The 18107-nt window shown below is 53.4% G+C and carries 20 protein-coding genes; 9 read left to right on the forward strand and 11 right to left on the reverse strand.

Features of this window, described 5'->3' with window-relative positions:
* The first annotated feature begins 78 nt into the window (after positions 1-78).
* Positions 79-462 carry a hypothetical protein gene (locus tag LX87_RS21720; RefSeq protein WP_111630358.1) on the forward strand — a complete coding sequence of 128 codons (384 nt, stop codon included), beginning with the start codon at positions 79-81 and terminating at the stop codon, positions 460-462.
* Positions 463-578: 116 nt separating this feature from the next.
* Here the strand turns inward: LX87_RS21720 and LX87_RS21725 are convergent, their stop codons facing one another.
* From LX87_RS21725 to mnmA, 5 genes are all read right to left on the reverse strand, one after another.
* Positions 579-1091 (reverse strand): O-acetyl-ADP-ribose deacetylase, encoded by a 513-nt coding sequence (locus LX87_RS21725; protein ID WP_111630359.1) that lies wholly within the window; start codon positions 1089-1091, stop codon positions 579-581.
* A gap of 11 nt (positions 1092-1102) precedes the next feature.
* A complete protein-coding gene (locus tag LX87_RS21730) occupies positions 1103-2728 on the reverse strand; it encodes a S8 family serine peptidase (RefSeq protein WP_111630360.1) in 1626 nt (541 codons plus the stop codon).
* On the reverse strand, positions 2725-3234 hold the full coding sequence (locus tag LX87_RS21735; protein WP_111630361.1) for a hypothetical protein: 510 nt from the start codon (positions 3232-3234) through the stop codon (positions 2725-2727). Before LX87_RS21735 ends, LX87_RS21730 begins: the two co-directional genes overlap by 4 nt.
* A 39-nt stretch (positions 3235-3273) precedes the next feature.
* On the reverse strand, positions 3274-3990 hold the full coding sequence (locus LX87_RS21740) for a hypothetical protein (protein WP_170139417.1): 717 nt from the start codon (positions 3988-3990) through the stop codon (positions 3274-3276).
* A 193-nt stretch (positions 3991-4183) separates the two neighbouring features.
* A complete protein-coding gene (gene mnmA / locus LX87_RS21745) occupies positions 4184-5377 on the reverse strand; it encodes a tRNA 2-thiouridine(34) synthase MnmA (protein ID WP_111630363.1) in 1194 nt (397 codons plus the stop codon).
* Between the two features lie 191 nt (positions 5378-5568).
* Between mnmA and trpF the strand changes: the two genes are divergently transcribed.
* From trpF to LX87_RS21765, 4 genes are all read left to right on the forward strand, one after another.
* Entirely contained in the window at positions 5569-6195 is a 627-nt protein-coding gene (gene trpF / locus LX87_RS21750) for a phosphoribosylanthranilate isomerase (protein WP_111630364.1), read from the forward strand.
* Positions 6196-6338: 143 nt separating this feature from the next.
* The gene (locus tag LX87_RS21755) at positions 6339-6863 is read left to right on the forward strand and encodes a PspC domain-containing protein (protein ID WP_111630365.1); all 525 of its coding nucleotides are present in this window, start codon (positions 6339-6341) and stop codon (positions 6861-6863) included.
* Between the two features lie 6 nt (positions 6864-6869).
* A complete protein-coding gene (locus LX87_RS21760; protein ID WP_111630366.1) occupies positions 6870-7874 on the forward strand; it encodes a toast rack family protein in 1005 nt (334 codons plus the stop codon).
* Positions 7875-8083: 209 nt separating this feature from the next.
* Positions 8084-8479 (forward strand): T9SS type A sorting domain-containing protein, encoded by a 396-nt coding sequence (locus LX87_RS21765; protein ID WP_111630367.1) that lies wholly within the window; start codon positions 8084-8086, stop codon positions 8477-8479.
* 303 nt (positions 8480-8782) lie between these two features.
* On the opposite strand, the gene LX87_RS21770 is transcribed toward LX87_RS21765, so the two are convergent.
* The 4 genes from LX87_RS21770 to LX87_RS21780 all read right to left on the reverse strand — a co-directional run bounded on the left by LX87_RS21770 (position 8783) and on the right by LX87_RS21780 (position 12107).
* Positions 8783-9175, reverse strand: a complete 393-nt coding sequence (locus LX87_RS21770; RefSeq protein ID WP_111630368.1) for a hypothetical protein — start codon at positions 9173-9175, stop codon at positions 8783-8785.
* Between the two features lie 227 nt (positions 9176-9402).
* The gene (locus LX87_RS28885; RefSeq protein ID WP_170139418.1) at positions 9403-9573 is read right to left on the reverse strand and encodes a hypothetical protein; all 171 of its coding nucleotides are present in this window, start codon (positions 9571-9573) and stop codon (positions 9403-9405) included.
* Between the two features lie 83 nt (positions 9574-9656).
* Positions 9657-10091 carry a hypothetical protein gene (locus LX87_RS21775; protein WP_111630369.1) on the reverse strand — a complete coding sequence of 145 codons (435 nt, stop codon included), beginning with the start codon at positions 10089-10091 and terminating at the stop codon, positions 9657-9659.
* Between the two features lie 138 nt (positions 10092-10229).
* Positions 10230-12107: a heparinase II/III domain-containing protein gene (locus tag LX87_RS21780; RefSeq protein ID WP_111630370.1), complete on the reverse strand. Its 1878-nt coding sequence runs from the start codon at positions 12105-12107 to the stop codon at positions 10230-10232.
* Positions 12108-12308: 201 nt separating this feature from the next.
* On the opposite strand from LX87_RS21780, the gene LX87_RS21785 reads away from it, so the two are divergent.
* Together LX87_RS21785 and LX87_RS21790 are read left to right on the forward strand one after the other, a co-directional pair.
* Positions 12309-13676, forward strand: coding sequence for a Gfo/Idh/MocA family protein (locus LX87_RS21785; protein ID WP_111630371.1), 1368 nt, complete (start codon positions 12309-12311; stop codon positions 13674-13676).
* The gene (locus LX87_RS21790; RefSeq protein WP_111630372.1) at positions 13677-15392 is read left to right on the forward strand and encodes a hypothetical protein; all 1716 of its coding nucleotides are present in this window, start codon (positions 13677-13679) and stop codon (positions 15390-15392) included.
* 47 nt (positions 15393-15439) lie between these two features.
* Here LX87_RS21790 and LX87_RS21795 read toward each other — a convergent pair whose 3' ends face one another.
* Entirely contained in the window at positions 15440-16078 is a 639-nt protein-coding gene (locus tag LX87_RS21795) for a 3-keto-disaccharide hydrolase (RefSeq protein ID WP_111630373.1), read from the reverse strand.
* Positions 16079-16138: 60 nt separating this feature from the next.
* Positions 16139-17056, reverse strand: coding sequence for a ThuA domain-containing protein (locus LX87_RS21800; RefSeq protein ID WP_111630374.1), 918 nt, complete (start codon positions 17054-17056; stop codon positions 16139-16141).
* Positions 17057-17268: 212 nt separating this feature from the next.
* Here LX87_RS21800 and LX87_RS21805 point away from each other — a divergent pair, with 212 nt between their 5' ends.
* Both LX87_RS21805 and LX87_RS21810 read left to right on the forward strand, forming a co-directional pair.
* The gene (locus LX87_RS21805) at positions 17269-17640 is read left to right on the forward strand and encodes a response regulator (protein WP_111630375.1); all 372 of its coding nucleotides are present in this window, start codon (positions 17269-17271) and stop codon (positions 17638-17640) included.
* Positions 17641-17736: 96 nt separating this feature from the next.
* Complete coding sequence (locus LX87_RS21810; protein ID WP_111630376.1) at positions 17737-18090, forward strand: hypothetical protein; 354 nt, start codon at positions 17737-17739, stop codon at positions 18088-18090.
* Positions 18091-18107: the final 17 nt, after the last annotated feature.

An 18107-nucleotide genomic window follows, 5' to 3' on the forward strand; every position in this document is an offset into this window, starting at 1 on the left:
TAGTGATTTCTTATTAGTTATCTTAGCATCGAGAACAAATTTTTGGTTTTCATAGTACAACAAAACCACAGGAAAGTTATGAAGACGATAGTAGCGACCTGCCTGGGGCTATTGGCGATAGCTTTAGCTATTCCGGTCATGGCACAGGATAAACTGAAGAACGATCCGACGTACTCTACGGCTAATTATAAACATCCTAATAAGGCGGCAGCCGCCCGTCAATGGGAGCCTGAAAAGGGGATTGAATTCAGAAGACGGAAAGCGCAACCGCAGAACATTGCGACCTACCGCGAGCAACAGCGTCGGGGCGGTATTGGTGATCCGGCCATTGCTATACCCGCAACTCCTTCGATGGCCAACCGGAATTACAAGCAGCAAAATCGGATGGTTAGTCCACAACCTGCCAACAAACCGGAAGTGGCTGCCACCCGTACCGAAGCCGACGAAAGTGTTGGGAATTAACAGAATCTTCCTAAGGAAAACCACCTCAGCAACAGGGTGGTTTTTTTGTGCCCGAAAACATTGCCTATCTGCAAAACTGGTAAAGTCCGGGTCGTAGGGTAGCTGTTCTGTTGCCGTTAGGAATTTTCAGAAAGTCCTTGCTGGTAAAGCCGGTAGTTCTCGTCGTCGAAGCAAACAAACTGCACTTCCTGAACCGGTGTGTCACCTTGTTGCCCAAACTCCTGAACGGTTTTCAGGGCAATGGCGCAGGCTTTGTCTTTTGGGTACCCGTAAACGCCCGTGCTGATGTTGGGAAACGCCACTGTGGTCAGTCTGTGCTCCGTGGCAATTTCCAGCACCCGGCGGTAACAGCGGGCCAGCAGTTCCGGTTCGCGGCTGTTGCCACCGCGCCAGACCGGACCAACGGTATGAATGACGTAGCGGGCGGGCAATCGGTAGCCGTTGGTGAGTTTGGCGTCGCCGGTGGGGCAACCGTTGAGCGTCCGGCATTCGGCCAGCAAGTCCGGACCGGCTGCCCGGTGAATGGCACCATCGACTCCTCCTCCGCCCAGCAGGCTCGAATTCGCTGCGTTGACAATGGCATCAACCGCACATTTCGTAATATCTCCCTGAACAACCGTTCGTTTCATGCGTAAGTGCGTTAGTATTTCATCAGTTTCACCGTCCGCCGGGCGCTGGGTGCCGAAAGCGTCAGAAAATACAGGCCGGGCGAAAGGCTGAGGGCTTGCAGCGAAAAACGGGTTGCCCGGTCGGAGGTGTATTGCTGCCGCCAGACCACCTGACCCGCCGAGTTGGTGACCGTTGCGTCGATGGTCTGGTTCAACGGGATTTCGTTCCACTGGACCGTGATGCGATCGACGCTGGTGAACGGATTCGGATAAATCAGCAACGAATACGATTCGGCGGCAATGACCGATGCCCGTTCAAAATCAGGAATTCCATAACCAAGTTCGTTATCGGGTTTGGCCGACTGGCTGCCCGACTGACGCAGACATTCAATCACCTGCTGAGCGGTCAGGCGCGGGTTGGCCTGCCAGAACCCCGTTGCCAGGGCCGCCACCAGCGGGGCCGAGTAGGAGGTGCCATTTCCGGTCGTAATCAGCCCCGTTGACGAGCCCAGAGTGGTGCCAAGTCCGTAGGCAACCAGGTCGGGTTTGATCCGCCCGTCGGCTGTGGGGCCAAACGAGCTGAAAGGCGCTTTAAAGCCGTCGCGGTCGACGGCGCCGATGGACAGGATCGTAGCCACATCCGCCGGTGCGCTGATGTAGTGCCAGGGATCGTTGCCTTCATTACCGGCTGAAACCACCACCAGCATACCGGCTTCGGAAGCCCAGCGGGCGGCCCGGCTGATAAGCGTTGTTTGCCCGTTCAGGTCGTTGTAGGCATGGTTTTGGGTGGGATCATCGAAGGAGGTGTAGCCCAGCGACGAGTTGATCACATCGACTCCCGAGCTGTCGGCGTATTCAGCACCAAGCAGCCAGTTCACTTCCTCAACCGGGGTTTCGCTCGACGCGTCTTCCGTTCGCAGCAGGAGGTAGGACGCTTTGTAGGCAGGCCCGACCAACTGGTCTGGCTGATAACCGGCCATGATCGACAGGACGTTCTGCCCGTGCGAATCGTCTTCGAACACGCCCGTTTCTTTCTTCACGAAATCATAGGTACCGACCACGCGGTTTTCCTGAAAAAGCTGGCTCAGAAACGGCACCTGATTGGCGTTGCGGAAACCGGCATCCAGAATGGCCACCAGCATTCCCTCGCCCCGGTAGCCCTGCGCGTGCATTTTATCGACGCCAATCTGGAGTAACTGATCGCGTGAATTGCCGTATACTTGCGGGTCGTCAACCTGGCCGCGTTTGTCCCGGCGCCGGTTGGCCGTAAACTGCGCAAATCCGACCCGGGCGCGGCCAATGGAGCGGTTGTTTTCAATACCGGCCACAAACGGCAGGGCGCGGATGGCCGCCAGATTGCCGTCGGTGGACTCGACCAGAACGGCATTGGCCCAGCGCGAACTAAACCAGATTTTGGCACCCGCCTGCTGAAGCGCCGACACGTAAGCCGGATTGACGGGCAGGTCCTTTTCCTGAACAGAAATGCCCTGTTTCTCCCGACGCAGGATGGCACGCTGGGAAAGAAATTGCTCCGGTCGGCTGACTGAATACGGCGAGTTGGCTTTGTCTTTCAGCAGGACCAGGTATTTACGATTCTGGGCCTGAGTCGAAAAGCCGCCAGCCGTCAGCAGGAGCAGGAAAAGCAGGGTTCGTTTCATAAAGGATTGGCTTCCAGTGTGCCCGTTAAGTGTTTAACCTCGTCATAAACGGTTACGCCGAGTAGTTTCCAGTGCATGGTTCCCGATACACCATACGTTATTTTACGGTCTTTCGTTGCTTCAACGGATACCAGGTGGGGCTCCCAGCCATAGCCGGTTATTGAACCCATTAAATGAGGGGTGGCCGATAGGGCAACGGTTTTACCGGACGTTGAATCGGTGCCGGTTTCCACGGTTAGTTCAATCCGGTTTACCCAGTTTTTGTCAATGGTGCTGTACCTAATCCGGTGTGAGGCTGGTCGTATGTTGATTTTGGGCGCAAGGCCGATGGTTCTCGTCGGTTTACTTTCTTTACGGGTTGAATTACCCGAAAACAGCCCTACCACAAAAACAACGGCGGCAAAAAGTCCCATTTTTTCCCGAATCAGCTTGGTGGCCCGAAAGCAGATCACCAGAAAGAAAATAATGAGACCGATATTCAGCAAGGTCCAGAAGAGGTGTAGCATGGGTTTGAATGGAGTGTCTCACCAAATCTACGCATCCTTTCATAATTTTCCGTATGACCGCAGCCGCATATAATACCGAATGCCGTAATCAATCTGGGCTTTGCCGACGCACGACGGAGTGGACGAACAAAACTGCAACTGAACCTTTTCCCGGTAAATCAGTCCCACGTTCCGGGCGTAGACTTCCAGGCGTTTGTCCTGATTAACCAGTGTGGAGTCATTTTGTTGGATCACCGTAGCCGTTTGGGGAAACGTCTGATTCAGAATGTTAAAGGACTTCCCCGTATGGCGAAGCTGGTAGTTGTCTTCCCCCAGCGTATTGTACGCATTGCCGTTCCACTGCAACTGATCCGTCAGCGGAAAAACCAGCTTGAGGTAGACCACGTTATTTTCGGTTCGGAGGAGTTGATCGTCGGAAAGCCGGACGCTGCTTACCGAGTCGGGTTGCCAGCTTGCCTGCTCATTCGCCCGTCGATAGCGTTCAATGCGGAAGGCGGTACCGTTGGCCGGGTCCGTCTGCGAGTCGGTCGTTACTTCGCGCAACTGATAGGTCTGGGTTGTCGGCGTTCCGTTTAGCGCAAAGCGTTGTTCCGTTACGTCATAAATACGGTATGAACCGGCTTCCAGCGGAAAGTAGTCGTACCCGGGAGCCTGCGGTTCGGTATGGGTCTGGCAGGCATGGAGAAAGAATAATGCTGCTACAAGCAACAATGTACAGCAAAATCGAATAGTGGAATGGAGTTGAAAAGGCTTCATGGACAAAGACGTTAGAAAACGAAAATACACAGTTTGCGCCAGCGTAACAAACCGTGGACCAGAATGGGGTGGCTCGTAAGACCGTCGCGTCAATAATCTTACCGATGGCAGCTATTCCAGCAACGGGCTAACAGAAAAGCCGTTCCAGACTTGAAACGGCTTTTCTTATGATTTATTCAATAAACTCCCGTAATCAGACCATGTGACCGATAGCGGGCATGGAAAACGGCGTCATTTCTTCGCCCTGCTCCGACTGCCGGAAGCTTTTCATGATCCAGCCACCGCCGATCACGTCGTCGCCTTCGTAAAAAACGGCGGCCTGTCCGGGGGCAATGGCCGAAACGCCCTGTTCGAACAGAACCTTAATCCGGTCATCGGCTTCCTGCGTAATCAGCGCCGGGGTGCCCGGGTCTTTATAACGAACCTTCGTAACGGTTTCCAGCGGTTTTTCGAGCGCGGCATATTTTTGCAGGTTCAACCGGCTGACAATCATACCGTCGCGGTACAAGTCTTTGTCAACACCCAGCACCACCTCGTTAGCCTCTTTCCGAATGTCGGTAACGAAAACCGGGAAGCCCAGCGCAATGCCCAGCCCTTTCCGCTGGCCGATGGTATAAAAGGGGTAGCCTTCGTGTTTACCGACTACTTTCCGGGTGCCGGTTTCGGCGTCTTCCAGAATGAAGTTTCCGCCCGCAACCGACTGCTCCAGCCCCGGAACGCGCCGTTTCAGGAAGCCCCGGTAATCGTTGTCGGGCACAAAGCAGATTTCGTAGGATTCTGATTTGGTAACCAGTTCGATAAACCCGCGGTCTTTGGCCATTTCGCGGATTTCCGATTTGCGCAGGTGTCCCAGCGGTAATTTGGTCCGGCTCAGGCTTTCCTGCGAGACCCCCCACAGGACGTAGGATTGGTCTTTGAGGTTGTCGATACCGCGGGAAATCACAAACCGACCGTTGGCGGGGCTTTCATCGGCAACCTGCCGGATGTTGGCGTAGTGGCCCGTGGCAATGAACTCGCAATCAAGCCGGTCGGCCCGGCGCAGCAGCGCATCCCATTTGATGTGGGTGTTGCAGAGCACGCAGGGATTCGGGGTACGGCCTTCCAGGTACTCGCCCGTAAAGTGGTCAATCACCGCATCGCCGAACTCGGAGCGGATATCCAGAATATAATGCGGGAAACCGAGGTTGACGGCGATGTTGCGGGCGTCGTTGATGGAATCGAGGCTGCAACAGCCGGTTTCTTTCTTAGTGCCGCCCGACGAGGCATAATCCCACGTTTTCATGGTCATGCCGATTACTTCGTAGCCTTGTTCGTGCAGCATCACTGCCGCCAGGGAAGAGTCGATGCCGCCACTCATGGCGACCAAAATACGTCCGTGTTTGCTCATGGTTTATCTGACAAGGTTCAAAGCCTTGCGATAATTATTGAATAATGAATAATAGACAATGCGTAAGGAAACCGTTACTTTGTAGTGTAACACCGTTTACATCGGCGATGGTTTCTTGCTGCAAAGGTAACGCAATAAGCTGTCAAATTCAGTATCCATCCGATAATCCATTCATTATTCTGTGGTTAGTAATGGCTTTAAAAACAATCGTTAAAATTAGTAATGTAACCAACCTGAGCGATGCCCGCTACTGCGCCGGCATGGGCGTCGATCTGCTGGGGTTTTCGATGGACGAAAGCTCCGAGCAGTACGTAGCCCCCGATACATTCAGGGAAATCCGTTCGTGGGTAACGGGGCTGCACATCGTTGGGGAAACATCCTCCATCGACCCGCTGGAAATTGAGCGGCTGCTGGAATTGTACCAGCCGGACGTCCTGCAAATCGAAGAACCCGCCCTGCTGCCTTACCTGTCCACTTTCGACAGCCGCCTGATTCTGAAAGCCGACCTGGCCCTGCTCACCCTCGATCAGTTGGAAGCCTACTTTTCGGCCATTCAAACCGATCAGGTCGATTATTTCCTGCTCGAAAGCAAAGCCAATAGTCACCTGGACGACGACCTGAAAGCTGTTCTGCACCGGCTTGCGGCCCAATACCCCATTCTGCTCGGAACCGGCTTTACACCCGAATCCATCCACGACCTGCTGGCCGAGCTTCCCGTTCAGGGTATTGCGCTCACCGGCGGGGACGAAGACCGCCCTGGTTCACGCGATTTTGGCGAACTGATGGACATTCTGGAAACGCTGGAAATCGACGACTGAATTATTAGGTTAAACCCGGTAGTATGTATTACCTATTATCCGGTTTAGCGTACTTCCATCCGTACCCGCGTCCATTCTTCCCTTCTTTCTTTTAAGCTACCCAAAACGGCTCTAGGTTTACATCGTGTTCAACAAATACGATCATGACCAAACGCTTAGAACGTTATCGCGACGAGGCCATGCTGGGCGGAGTAGCCGCCGGTATGGCCCATTATTTCAATATTGACCGGACGCTGATCCGGGTCCTGTTTGTAGCCGGTTTTTTCCTGCCGCACGTTCCCTCCCTGATAATTTATGCTATCTTGTGGATTGTGCTACCGGAACGGGTTTCCGGCTTTTATACTGCTTATCAGTCTGATCCTTCAACTAATGTGTACACAACTATGAATACGAATGAACGCAATGGTAACGTCGTCGGGGGAGCCATTCTGGTAGGAATCGGTTTTCTCTTTCTGCTCGACCGCTGGTTTGACATCAATTTTGGCGATATGTGGCCGCTGATCCTGATCGGTATCGGTGCGTGGCTGATCGTTAAAGACCGGAACCGCAACAACGATAACGACGTACCCCCTCCACCAAACCGCTACACGAGCGGCACCGATCCGTACAATCCGGGTCCCAGCACGACAGATCCGTATTCGACCAATCCACCCCAACAACCCCTCTAACCACTCATGAACCGAACAGGCTTATTCTGGGGAATTGCGCTGATCACGCTGGGCGTGGTATTTCTGGGCCATAATTACGGCTGGTTCTATATCGACTGGGGCTTCTTTTCCAACTTCTGGCCGGTGCTGATTATTCTGGCGGGTCTGAATCTGATCTTCGCGCGCCGTAATCCTGGCGCGGCCGTAGTGACCACCGTCCTGCTGGGGGTGTCGGTACCGCTGGCGATTGTGGGGGCCTTCCACGGGAATCGTTGGGATAACGATCGGGATAGTTACCATTATAATTACCACGATGAGGAGGACAATGAAGACTCGGACGAAGCCCGGGAGCGCGATGAGGAAAACCGTGACCGTAATGGAGAAAACGACCGGCCAAAGGTGCAGACCAGCCACATTGCCGAGCCAATGGACCCCACCATCACCCAGGCCAGCCTGAAGTTTGAAAGCGGGGCCGGACGGTTTTACATCGGTTCGTTGTCGGATAGTCTGGTGGAAGCCGATACCCGCATGAGTGTCAGTAAGTACAGCATGTCGGTGAGCCGTAACGCTGAAAGCAATTCGGCGGATGTTCATGTGAAGCTGGACGACGATAGTTTTAACCTGAAATCCGGTGAGCTGGTCAATCAGGTAGATTTGCGGCTGAATCAGAAGCCGTCGTGGTCGTTTGAATTCGGCATTGGTGCCGGACAGGCTAACTTTGATCTGAGCGCCTACACCGTCCGGTCGGTAAAGCTGGAAGCCGGTGCCGCCGATCTGGACCTGAAACTGGGTGAGCGGGCTCCGCTTTCCGATGTAAAGATTGAGTCAGGGGTAGCCTCGGTGACCATTAAAATTCCAAAAACGGCTGGTTGCCAGGTCGAAACCAAAGGCGCCCTGAATATTAAAAAACTGGACGGTTTTGTTGAAATCGGTGGGGGCGTTTACCAGACACCTGGATATGCAGCCAGCCCGAAAAAGATCAACATCGCCTACGAAGGCGGAGTATCCCGCTTTGCGATAGAACGGTATTAGGATAAGAAATAGGTAAAAAAGGCCGCCGGACCCTCCTGGCGGCCTTTTTTTATGAAATAAAGAACCATCCTGACCGATTTGCCATTTAACCGGTATTTCGACCGTAGAAGTACTATGTATAGCAAGGTACCTTGCGGATTTTTACTTTTAAATCGTATAACGGCTGTTTTGGCAGGCCGCTCACAACGAACGCACAAACAACGAATACGATGAAAAAACTAGTTGCCTCCGCTTTCCTCACCTTACTTTTAGGGATGATTTCCGTTTGTTTTGCTGATAATAGCCAGGACGCCCCTGAAGCGAAATCTTCCTTTCGTTTAGCGGTTTATCCGGCTGCTAACAACATGAAGATCAGTGTGAATATTAAGAAAGCTAAAAACAGTAAAGTCAACATCCGGCTGCTGAATCAGATGGGGGAGACGCTGACGGTTCTGAACCTGGGCCGAGACAATGAATCATCGACCATTCGGTTTGACCTCAATCATCTGGAAGACGGTATATACCGGATTGAAGTATCGGACGGTAGTAAGACCGAAATAAAAACGGTATTCCTGCAAACCCGCCCGCCCCTGACTACCGCTTATCGGTCTGTTTGTCTAAACTAAAGACGGCGAATCGTCACAATTTCAGAGAATAAGACGGTTTTTCCGGATAATTGAAAAATAGTTCAGAAAAAACGGTGATTTCTGGTGCTCACTGGTCTCTATAACTGTGAAGGCTTTTGCCTCTCATCATAGGTTGGTTGAGCACAGGCTCCGGCGTTTGCCGGAGTTTTGTGTTTTCAGATGGTATGCGCTAACCGGCAACAGGCCCGATCTGGACAGAAATCCTTCCAGAAACGGTGCTGTTTGCCAGATCGGCCTGCTTCAACAGGGGCAAAACTGTAAGGCAGGCCGTCAGTAATCCGGCTAAACGGGAAGAACGAATGGCGATGCTGGAGAGATGGTATCAACAGCCCGCCGGAATGAAGCTCTGGAGGCTTTTCTCAGATGGCCTTGCTTTTCTCCAATCAGAACCTTCACTAAAGGAACAAGCTGACCGTTGAAATCCGTCACATACTGGACCGGTCTGGATACAATACCGTTCTGAATAAGCCAGTTATCCATGCCAGCATTTTCTGAATAATTTTTAATGTACGCGTACCCGTCAGGACAAGGGGCATCCGCCAGATTAATGCTGATCCGGCAGTAAGGGAGGTTAAGCGATTTTTCCATGAGTTGAATGGTCAGCCTGCCATTCTTGTAATTTCCCAGTTTAACGGTTACGTCGGTGCCTTCGTGGGTGTAAATCGCGTTAGTCATGGATGTTAGCTTTTTGATGGATAAATTTATTTTGTTACCGGGCCGCTGTTCTGACATACGGTATGTAGTGTCAGTCTGATGAGTGGCAGAAGCACCTAAAACAATTCTTGTGTTGCTTGCGTATGCAATTATAATTATATTTGTTTATAGAAACAATCGTATCGGCTGGATTTGTGGAAATTTTTTCGCTTGGTCTTTATGGTCTAGCTTACAGAACGTTACGGCGCTTAACTGAACAGAATTGTCAGGGCGATGATAACAAAGGTGAAGATCACCAGCCAGTCGGGACGATTGGGTCGGGGGCTTTTTCGCGACGGTTTTCCGAACTGGTTGTAGTAAATGGCAAAGCGGGACGGGCGCGGATGAAGGGACCGGATAAAGAACAGATGGACAGTCATGATTCATCGGGTTGTTTCACGACCAAAACTGTATTCCAGTCCTTAAGCCTATCTAAATATGGCCTTAAAATTTACTTAGAACCCTAAAGTTCGTAGGTGACGGTTTGCCGAAGTACCGGGCCACCTTCCGGTTTAAATGCAACCTGCAAAAGACCTTTTTTATTGGTTTTACGATACGTGGCGGTTTGGTAAAGAATCCGGCCCGTTTCAAAACCCAGCATTTTTTTCTCCATCGAACCGGCACCAAACGTGAGCGGACGAAAGCTGGCTTCGGTTAGGGCCGTGTCCATCTCCGTCACCGTAAAAACCGTATCCTGGGCGGAAATCCCCTGAACCTGTACCAGCAGCAGACCGGTGGCACTGGTCGGGTCACCATTTTCGTCTACCAGGGCTACAGACACAATCAGGCCGTCGGCCCCGTCTTTCCGGACGGCCACTTCTTTCAGGGCTTTAGGGGTATTCTCGTTTTTACACCCGACTGCTAGCAGCACCAGTAGCAGGAATCCAGCGGTTTTCATCAGGACGATTGATTAAGGAATGGTTTATAATCAATAACTGTCCGGATGATAAACGGTTTGCGGCAGTGCGGTTTCGGGCTTGCAGTGCCTGCTTTTGCGGGTTGGTCCGCTGCAAGCCCGAAACCGTTCATTTCGGAACTACTTCGGCCATTTCGCCAGCGGTTCAACGGCTTTTTTGCCCAGCTTTTCGGCTTTCTGGGGAATGAGCAACACCGTTAGCGCCGTTTTGGCACTGGCCGCAACCGGTATTTCGAAACCGACGCGGACCGTGCCGGGGTTGGGGGCGTCGTATTCGTTGGGGGACTCGGTTGTCCAGGTTTTCAGGACCACATTGGCCGGTTCCCGCACTTCCAGCACCAGCTTCTTGCCGTCTTTGGTCAGCTCGGCTTTGTTGTTGCCGAGAATTTTTACGTCAGTCGGTGTCAGCATGGTCCAGCGTACGGTGGTTGGAGCGGCTTTGTTTTCGAGTTCATCCCGCACGACGACGTAGCTTTTATCCACCAGCGCAATGCCCCGCACGGCTTTCTGAACTGATTCGGCATAAAGCTCGGTCATATCCGTCACGGCATTCATAAAAGCGGGTGTTTTTGAAACCGCCGTGATGGGTGCCTGGCCGTTTACCACCTGCATCGCATTGTTGATTGTCAGGGTATTGTGGACAAAGTTGTTGTACCGGAACACCTGCCAGCGCTGCGAATTCTGGTTCTTGTTCCATAAATCCACTTTCTTGGATTCCAGCGATTCGTAGTCCTGCATCCCGAAATCCATTGCCCAGCGAACCTCGTCGGCTTCCATTATAAACGAGCCCACATCCATGTGCGCGTGGCTCGCCGAAGGACTACCTCCTTTGAAGCCCACGTACACAGCCGCCGGGTCGGTCCAGGACGACCGCATCATCGCCACTGGTGTTTTTCCTCCGCCCGTCCACATCAGCGCTTTCGGCTCCTTCATAGCCGCCGTGCTCACCCCGGCGCTCCAGAGCATGGTGGCGGGCAGCAACCGGTTTTTGATCAATTGCTGAGCCTCATCGTTCAACAGATGGCTGCGCTCAACCCACAGCAGCGAAGGGTCTTTCTGGCGGGCGGCAAACCAGAACATGGCCGGTTCAAGACCGACCCCGCTCCCGGCATCGGAATAATTAAACGGAAGGCCGGAGGGGCCGGTCATGTTTTCCATATATCCTGCGGTTTTCAGAAATCCCGGCTGGGCCGACAGGCCAAAATCCTTCCCGAACGCTTTTTCCAGCGCACTGATGAGCATGACATTAAAACTTGTTCCGTAGCCCCAGTAACTGTAGCCTTCGGGGTAGGCACCGTCCGGGCTGTATTCGGCCATCGAAATAACCACCGATTCGAGTGCGCGGTTGACGATTTTTTTGCCCAGTTCGGGCTGGTCTTCAAAAATGGCCAGCGCACCGTATACCATGCCTGCATTACAGACCTGATTCCAGTTGTTGGTCGTTCTCAGCCAGCTATTATACTTCGGATCAAGCGAGGGTTCAATCCCTTTTTTCAGAATCGCTGTTTTGATTGCCGTCCGCGACGATTCGGGTAAACCGTCATACAGCCAGTCGTACCCCAGCGCAACGGCCATCGTCATTTCGCCCACGTCCAGAAAATGCGACGGATTCCAGTCGCTGAACGCCGAGATGGCGAGCAGTTCTTTTTCTGCCCGACGGAGGTAATTTTCCTGCCGGGTCATGCGCCAGCCGTAACTCAGAAAAAACAGTCGGCGCAGGCCCTCGCGGGATTTGCCCAGCAGGCGTCGCCCAATCTGAATCCGTTCGATTGGGGGGACCTCCATCAGCGCATCGCATTCGGCCAGAATAATACCGTGTAATTTCGCCCATGCTTTATCGGCGCCGATGGTGCGTTTGATCGCATCTTCTTCGCCTTTCAGGAGCAGGATGCGCGGGTGATCGGGCAGGGTAGCCTGGGCACCGATGTGATCAACCTGCGCCCGGACAACGCTAGGAATCAGCAACAGAACAGTAAAGAGGTTTAGAATGATCTTCATGGTTTGTAGTCGGGAATAGGATTCGTTCTTTCTATCCTAAACCGGGTTCGCGGCCGGGTCTACCCATCGGATAGTAACCTTGGTGGAAAAAGTTACGTTTTTCTGCGTTGGTAGATTTTTAAAGTTTTGTACTTTACAGGCAAAGTAGGAACATGCAAAACTTAAAAACCCCGGCATCTACAGGCCGAAATCTTTACATAAATGGATCTTTTTAACATCAACCGTCGTCAGTTCCTCCAGGGCGCTACGGCATCGCTCGCACTTTCTGCCTTCGGTGCCCAGGGGATGGATATGTTGCATCAGGGGAAAACCTGGCGCGTTGGCCTGATCGGAACTGGCTGGTACGGCAAAAGTGACTTGTTCCGGCTTATTCAGGTGGCACCCGTTGACGTGGTGGCGCTTTGCGACGTCGATAAAAATCAACTGGAAGCGGCCGGTAAACTGGTCAGCCAGCGGCAGAAATCGGGCAAAGTGCCTAAACTCTACGGCGACTACCGGAAACTGCTCTCGGAAAATAAACTGGATATCGTTCTCATCGGTACACCCGACCACTGGCACGCGCTTCAGGCCATCGAAGCCGTTAAATCCGGGGCGCACGTGTACGTGCAGAAGCCCATCAGTGTCGATGTCATGGAAGGGGAAGCGATGGTAGCGGCTGCCCGAAAATACAACAAAGTGGTGCAGGTGGGTACGCAGCGCAAAAGCACCCCGCACCTGATTGACGCCAAAAAGAACATCGTTGACGCGGGGTTACTGGGCAAAGTGTCGCACGTCGAAATGTGCTGTTATTTCCACATGCGGGCCAACGGCAATCCGCCGGCTGAGCCCGTTCCGGCTTTCCTGGACTACGAAATGTGGACCGGACCGGCCCCGATGCGTCCGTACGACGGTTTGCCGCACATCCGCTGGTGGCGCACCTTCAAGGAATACGGCAACGGTATTATGGGCGATATGTGCATCCATATGTTCGATACCGTGCGCTGGATGCTCAAACTCGGCTGGCCGGAGCGCATCAGTTCCGAGGGCGGTATTTACGTGCAGAAAGAAGGAAAATCCAATATTTCCGATACGCAGTCGGCGGTTTTTGAATACCCCGAACTGAACTGCGTCTGGCAGCACCGCACCTGGGGAACGCCTAACAACCCCGATTATCCGTGGTCGTTTACGCTTTATGGCGACAAGGGAACGCTCTGGGCCAGCACAATGGCCTACGATTTTATTCCGCAGGGCAAAGGCGAGAAAATCCACAAGGATGTTGTGTACGAAAAAGAAAAATATCCGGAGGACAATACCGAAGAACGCATCGAACTGAACGCGGCCCCGGCCACGCGGCTGCACATGCTCGATTTTCTGTCGGCCATCGAAAAAAACAGCCGCCCGGTTGCCGATATTGAAGAAGGACACATCTCGACGGCGAGCTGCATTCTGGCGAACCTGTCGATGGAACTCAAACGGCCCATGGTCTACGATCCGAAGAAACGCGAGGTGGTTGGTGATAAGGAAGCTACCGCCAAACTCTCCCGCGAATACCGTAAACCCTGGATTCACCCTGATCCCAAGAAAGTATAGATGGATCGGAGAACATTTATGCGCATCGGCTCCGTGTCGCTTTGCGGTTTGCCTGCTTTAACAACGGCCAGTCTGGCCCGTCCTTTTGGGGTTGCCCCCGACACCAAACCCGCCTGGCTGGTGGAGATAATCAAGGCCAACGATGAACAGATCGGGAGAGTCCGGGCGTATCGGGTGAAGGAATCCGGTGATCCGGCTTTTGGCGGGATAAAAGATGGCGAGGATATTCCGAATGCCCAGTCGACCGGCGATTTTGTCCGGCGATGTGCCTGCGCCATTTCCTGCCCCGAATCGTCGTTTTACCGTTCGAAAGAACTGCTTAATGAGACAGCGCTGGCGATGCAGTATCTGCTCAAAATCCAGCATTCGGACGGCACCATCGACCTGCCTTCGACCAACTTTCACTCGACGCCCGACACCGGTTTTCTCGTCAAGCGGTTAACCACGGCGTATACGCTGCTGAACCGGTCCGGAGCGCCGGGTCTGGAGACGGTTTTGCCGAATCTTAAAACGTTTCTGCAACGGGCGGGCGAGGCCCTGACGGTGGGCGGCATTCACACCCCGAATCACCGCTGGGTGGTGTCGGCGGCTCTGACCAAACTAAACGCGCTCTGGCCCGACAAACGGTATGTAAACCGCATCGAACAGTGGCTGGGCGAACACATCGACATGGATGAGGACGGGCAGTATAACGAACGCAGTACGCTGATTTACTCGCCCCTGACCGACCGTCTGCTGATTACAATTGCGCGGGGGATGAACAAACCCGAACTGCTGGAATTTGTGCGGAGAAACCTGGCCATGACGTTCTACTACATTCACCCGAACGGCGAGGTGGTTTCCGAAGCGTCCGGGCGGCAGGACAAGGCCGGAATCGGTACGCTCGAAGGCTATTATTACCCCGCCCGGTACATGGCGCTGCGGGACCAGAACGGCGAACTGGCCGCGCTGTGTCGGCAGATCGAGAAAACCGTTCTGCTCAAGGGCGTTTATTTCCTCGACTATTACCTGGAAGATTCCGCGTTCTGGAAGGAGTTGCCGCCGAGCAAACCGTTGCCGACCCATTATGTGAAACCGTTTCCGCATTCGGGCCTGGTCCGGATTCGGCGCGGCAACTGGGACAGCACCATTCTGAAAGCCAATCCGGTCTGGATGACGTTTTCGAAGGGCGAAGCCGTCTTGCAGGGCATTCGGTTGTCGGCTTCCTTTTTTGGGAAAGGTCAGTTTCAGACGGCCAAAATCGAGCAGCAGGACAATAGCTGGGTGTTAACGCAGTCGCTGGTTGGGCCTTATTACCAACCCGTTGCCAAAAACGAGATCGATCCGGAGGGCGATTGGGAAAAAATGCCCCACGCGAAGCGAAAGCAAACTGAAATTCAACGGTATGAGGCAAAGGTGACGATTCGGGAAACCAGCAGTGGGATGGAGGCTCAGATTGCGATTACCGGAACCGACAACGTACCGGTGTCGCTGGAACTGATTTTCCGACCGGGCGGTACGCTGGCGGGGGTTACCAAACACCCTACCCGGGCCAATGCCCACCTGCTGAGCGGAGATTCCGGTTCGTATACCGTCGGGAAAGATACCCTTACGTTCGGACCGGGAAAGGCGCTGCATAAAGGCGTCGTGCTGCGGGGTGCTTTGCCGCCGATGGACGCGCCCACGGTTTACCTGACCGGCTTCACGCCATTTGAGCACACCATCCGGCTTTCGTAAACCTCATCAGCCCCCAATCCAAAAGGTTGAGGGCTGATTTTTCAAACTTACCGGAGTTCTTCCAGCATGAGATCCTTGTAGTAGACCAGTGCCTTGCCTCCGCCGTGAATCTGCAAACCGATCAGGCCCGTTTGCGGGATGGTCTGGTCCGGTTCAGTATAGTCGATGGTCTGTTTGCCGTTCAGGTACAGCCGGATGCGCCGGTTTTCGGCCCGGATTTCGTAATCGTTCCAGTCGTTGCGCTTCAGAATTTTGGCGATCAGTACCGAGTCGGGCTTGACCAGCGTTTTGTTCCGGCGCGATTCGTCGTACAGACTGGCCCAGTAACCGTCGCCCAGATCGGCCTGATAGCCCGTCATTTCGTGGGCCGGGTTGGTAAGCCGTTTGCTGCGGAACTGAACACCGGTATTGACAAAACCGTCGGTGCCGAGCAGCTTGAATTTGACGCGCAGGATAAAGTTGGCGTATTCGCGCGTTGTACACAGAAAGTCGTTTTTAGGTACGGTTTCCGTCAGCGAGCCGCCCACCAGTGCACCGTCCTCGATTCGCCAGGTTTTGAGGGTGTCGCCTTCCCAGCCACGAAACGTTTTGCCGTCAAAAAGCGAAACCGCTTTCTGCGGAGACGGTGCCATAAAACCCGTCAGCAGGGCTCCGGCCAGGAGTGTGCAGAAAAGAGAAAATCTCATCAGAGTCAGGAATCGTTAGAGTCAGGAATCGTTTATGTAAAGAATTGTGAATGGCAGTGCTCAGTGCGGGCACAGATTTTGGCCCATTTCTTCCTGAGTGGGTTTGGACGACGCTAGGCCGCCCGCCGGAACATCGGCTTTGGCCACCCAGCTAATGGCGTTCAGGACCAGCTTCCGGACGTTATCGTCGGTCCAGACGCGATGGTAATGCCCGCCGGTAATGCCAAAACCACGACCGCCATCGGGTCGCTCCCGACACCAGGCCATGTGCTGGGGTTGCCCGGCTTCGGCCCGAACGGCCGGGTTGCCTTCGTGCGGACCGTCTTTCCGCTCCAGGGTGGAAGCGGGCGGAACCGTGGTCAGAATGGGCGTCACCCCCTCCATATTCTTCCGGAAACGCATGTGGTAATACCACTCGTCGTTGATCGTGAAGGGCTTCACCCCGCTGGTGATGGCGTGTTTGGGCAAGCTCCGGTATTCGGCCGTCCATACGGGGTTGACCGACCAGTACGTTTCAAAGTACCCGCCGAGCCAATCCAGAAAGTAATTTCCCGCTTGTCCTTTAGGCACTTCTACGGCATAATGAATGCAGACCAGTCCGACGCCTTTTTTCATGAGTGCATTGACCGACTCCAGGTGCTTGAGAACCATGTGGCTGTCACCGCCGTCGCCGTAAATCACCACCGCAGCGGCCCCATCGAATGCGTTCGGAGCAGTGGGCCAGCCCGCAAAAACTTCCGTTTCTAACGTCGGGACGGCTTGTTTGAGCCGTTTGGCCAGCAACAGACAACCCGCTTTGTGTTCGTGTTCGCCCGCGCCGTGGCTGCATCCCCCCGCAATAAACACCACCCGCTTGTTGGCCGGGACCGATGCGCCCGGTACGGGGTCTGGTTGTACGGTAGGGGCCGGAAAGAAAGCCATCAGCAGGCTTCCAACACTTAACAAACCAACGATAAACAGAGAGAAGAGCGGACGCATGGTGTTTTCTGATTGGGAATATGACTAAAAGAAGCCGGTAGCCGGTAACTACTACTGGACCTGTTTTAGATGGTTTTCTATCAATAACGGCGAAAAGCCGCTCTTGGCGACCATATACAAACTTTCTTTAGCGAATGGCGTGGTATTTGTGCGGTATATTCTAGTTAGAATTGCCTATCCGTCCGGCATTAACTCTTTTCCCTACACATTGAATGAAAAAGTCGGTACTGGTTGTTGAAGATCAGTCTTCACAACGAAAAATAATGGTCGATGCTTTGCAGAAGGCCGGTTATGCCATTTATCAGGCCGCCGATGTGCAGCAGGCCATTCAACTGCTGCACCAGCATAAGCCCGATGTACTGGTAGCAGACATGCACTTGCCCAGCGGGGATGGGAGAGAGGTGATTCGGGAAGCCCGGCAATTACTGGGGGAACCCATTGCCATTGTCGCTGTCTCCATTGATCTGGCTATCCTGAATCAGAGCCTTACGGCCACCTATGCGGCTGATGCGTATTTGTCGAAACCGTTTCATCCGCGTGAATTGCTAAAGATCGTGGATGAACTGGTGGGTATTCAGCTCTGATAACCGGCCGCTCGTGCTAAAAAAGCAGGCCGGATTTGATACTATATGATTGGTTCCGTGTAATTAAAGTTAATCCTATACGGGGCTCGCTAACAAATGGAAACGTCGATTCAATACACTATGTCCGGTTCTCAGGCTGATTCCTTGTTTAATCCCGTGTGGAGTAAGCACGTTCAGGAATCCTTCGATCTTTATCATGAACTGGATGTGTTAAGGGATACAATTCTGGACCCGGATACCGTTCAGGAGATAGATGACTGTCTGCAACACCTTTTATTTACGCTAAATGCCGTCTTTGTTGATATGAGCAAGGCGCCGGGTCCTGTCGATCAGGAAGCGCTGGCTGCCTTCATGCGGCAGATTTCCCGGCGGCTACAGGCCGAAAACCATTCGGTGAAAGAACTGCTCGAGCGGGCGCGTAAAGCGGAAAATAATTTGTTCGCCGGGTAAAGGCGTTCAGAAAGGGA

Source organism: Larkinella arboricola, from assembly GCF_003259745.1.
Lineage (GTDB): Bacteria > Bacteroidota > Bacteroidia > Cytophagales > Spirosomataceae > Larkinella > Larkinella arboricola.

Bases quoted from the DNA above. Each gene is read 5' to 3' on its own strand.
- LX87_RS21720 (WP_111630358.1), top strand. From the start codon at position 79: ATGAAGACGATAGTAGCGACCTGCCTGGGGCTATTGGCGATAGCTTTA.
- LX87_RS21725 (WP_111630359.1), bottom strand. From the start codon at position 1,091: ATGAAACGAACGGTTGTTCAGGGAGATATTACGAAATGTGCGGTTGAT.
- LX87_RS21730 (WP_111630360.1), bottom strand. From the start codon at position 2,728: ATGAAACGAACCCTGCTTTTCCTGCTCCTGCTGACGGCTGGCGGCTTT.
- LX87_RS21735 (WP_111630361.1), bottom strand. From the start codon at position 3,234: ATGCTACACCTCTTCTGGACCTTGCTGAATATCGGTCTCATTATTTTC.
- LX87_RS21740 (WP_170139417.1), bottom strand. From the start codon at position 3,990: ATGAAGCCTTTTCAACTCCATTCCACTATTCGATTTTGCTGTACATTG.
- mnmA (WP_111630363.1), bottom strand. From the start codon at position 5,377: ATGAGCAAACACGGACGTATTTTGGTCGCCATGAGTGGCGGCATCGAC.
- trpF (WP_111630364.1), top strand. From the start codon at position 5,569: ATGGCTTTAAAAACAATCGTTAAAATTAGTAATGTAACCAACCTGAGC.
- LX87_RS21755 (WP_111630365.1), top strand. From the start codon at position 6,339: ATGACCAAACGCTTAGAACGTTATCGCGACGAGGCCATGCTGGGCGGA.
- LX87_RS21760 (WP_111630366.1), top strand. From the start codon at position 6,870: ATGAACCGAACAGGCTTATTCTGGGGAATTGCGCTGATCACGCTGGGC.
- LX87_RS21765 (WP_111630367.1), top strand. From the start codon at position 8,084: ATGAAAAAACTAGTTGCCTCCGCTTTCCTCACCTTACTTTTAGGGATG.
- LX87_RS21770 (WP_111630368.1), bottom strand. From the start codon at position 9,175: ATGACTAACGCGATTTACACCCACGAAGGCACCGACGTAACCGTTAAA.
- LX87_RS28885 (WP_170139418.1), bottom strand. From the start codon at position 9,573: ATGACTGTCCATCTGTTCTTTATCCGGTCCCTTCATCCGCGCCCGTCC.
- LX87_RS21775 (WP_111630369.1), bottom strand. From the start codon at position 10,091: ATGAAAACCGCTGGATTCCTGCTACTGGTGCTGCTAGCAGTCGGGTGT.
- LX87_RS21780 (WP_111630370.1), bottom strand. From the start codon at position 12,107: ATGAAGATCATTCTAAACCTCTTTACTGTTCTGTTGCTGATTCCTAGC.
- LX87_RS21785 (WP_111630371.1), top strand. From the start codon at position 12,309: ATGGATCTTTTTAACATCAACCGTCGTCAGTTCCTCCAGGGCGCTACG.
- LX87_RS21790 (WP_111630372.1), top strand. From the start codon at position 13,677: ATGGATCGGAGAACATTTATGCGCATCGGCTCCGTGTCGCTTTGCGGT.
- LX87_RS21795 (WP_111630373.1), bottom strand. From the start codon at position 16,078: ATGAGATTTTCTCTTTTCTGCACACTCCTGGCCGGAGCCCTGCTGACG.
- LX87_RS21800 (WP_111630374.1), bottom strand. From the start codon at position 17,056: ATGCGTCCGCTCTTCTCTCTGTTTATCGTTGGTTTGTTAAGTGTTGGA.
- LX87_RS21805 (WP_111630375.1), top strand. From the start codon at position 17,269: ATGAAAAAGTCGGTACTGGTTGTTGAAGATCAGTCTTCACAACGAAAA.
- LX87_RS21810 (WP_111630376.1), top strand. From the start codon at position 17,737: ATGGAAACGTCGATTCAATACACTATGTCCGGTTCTCAGGCTGATTCC.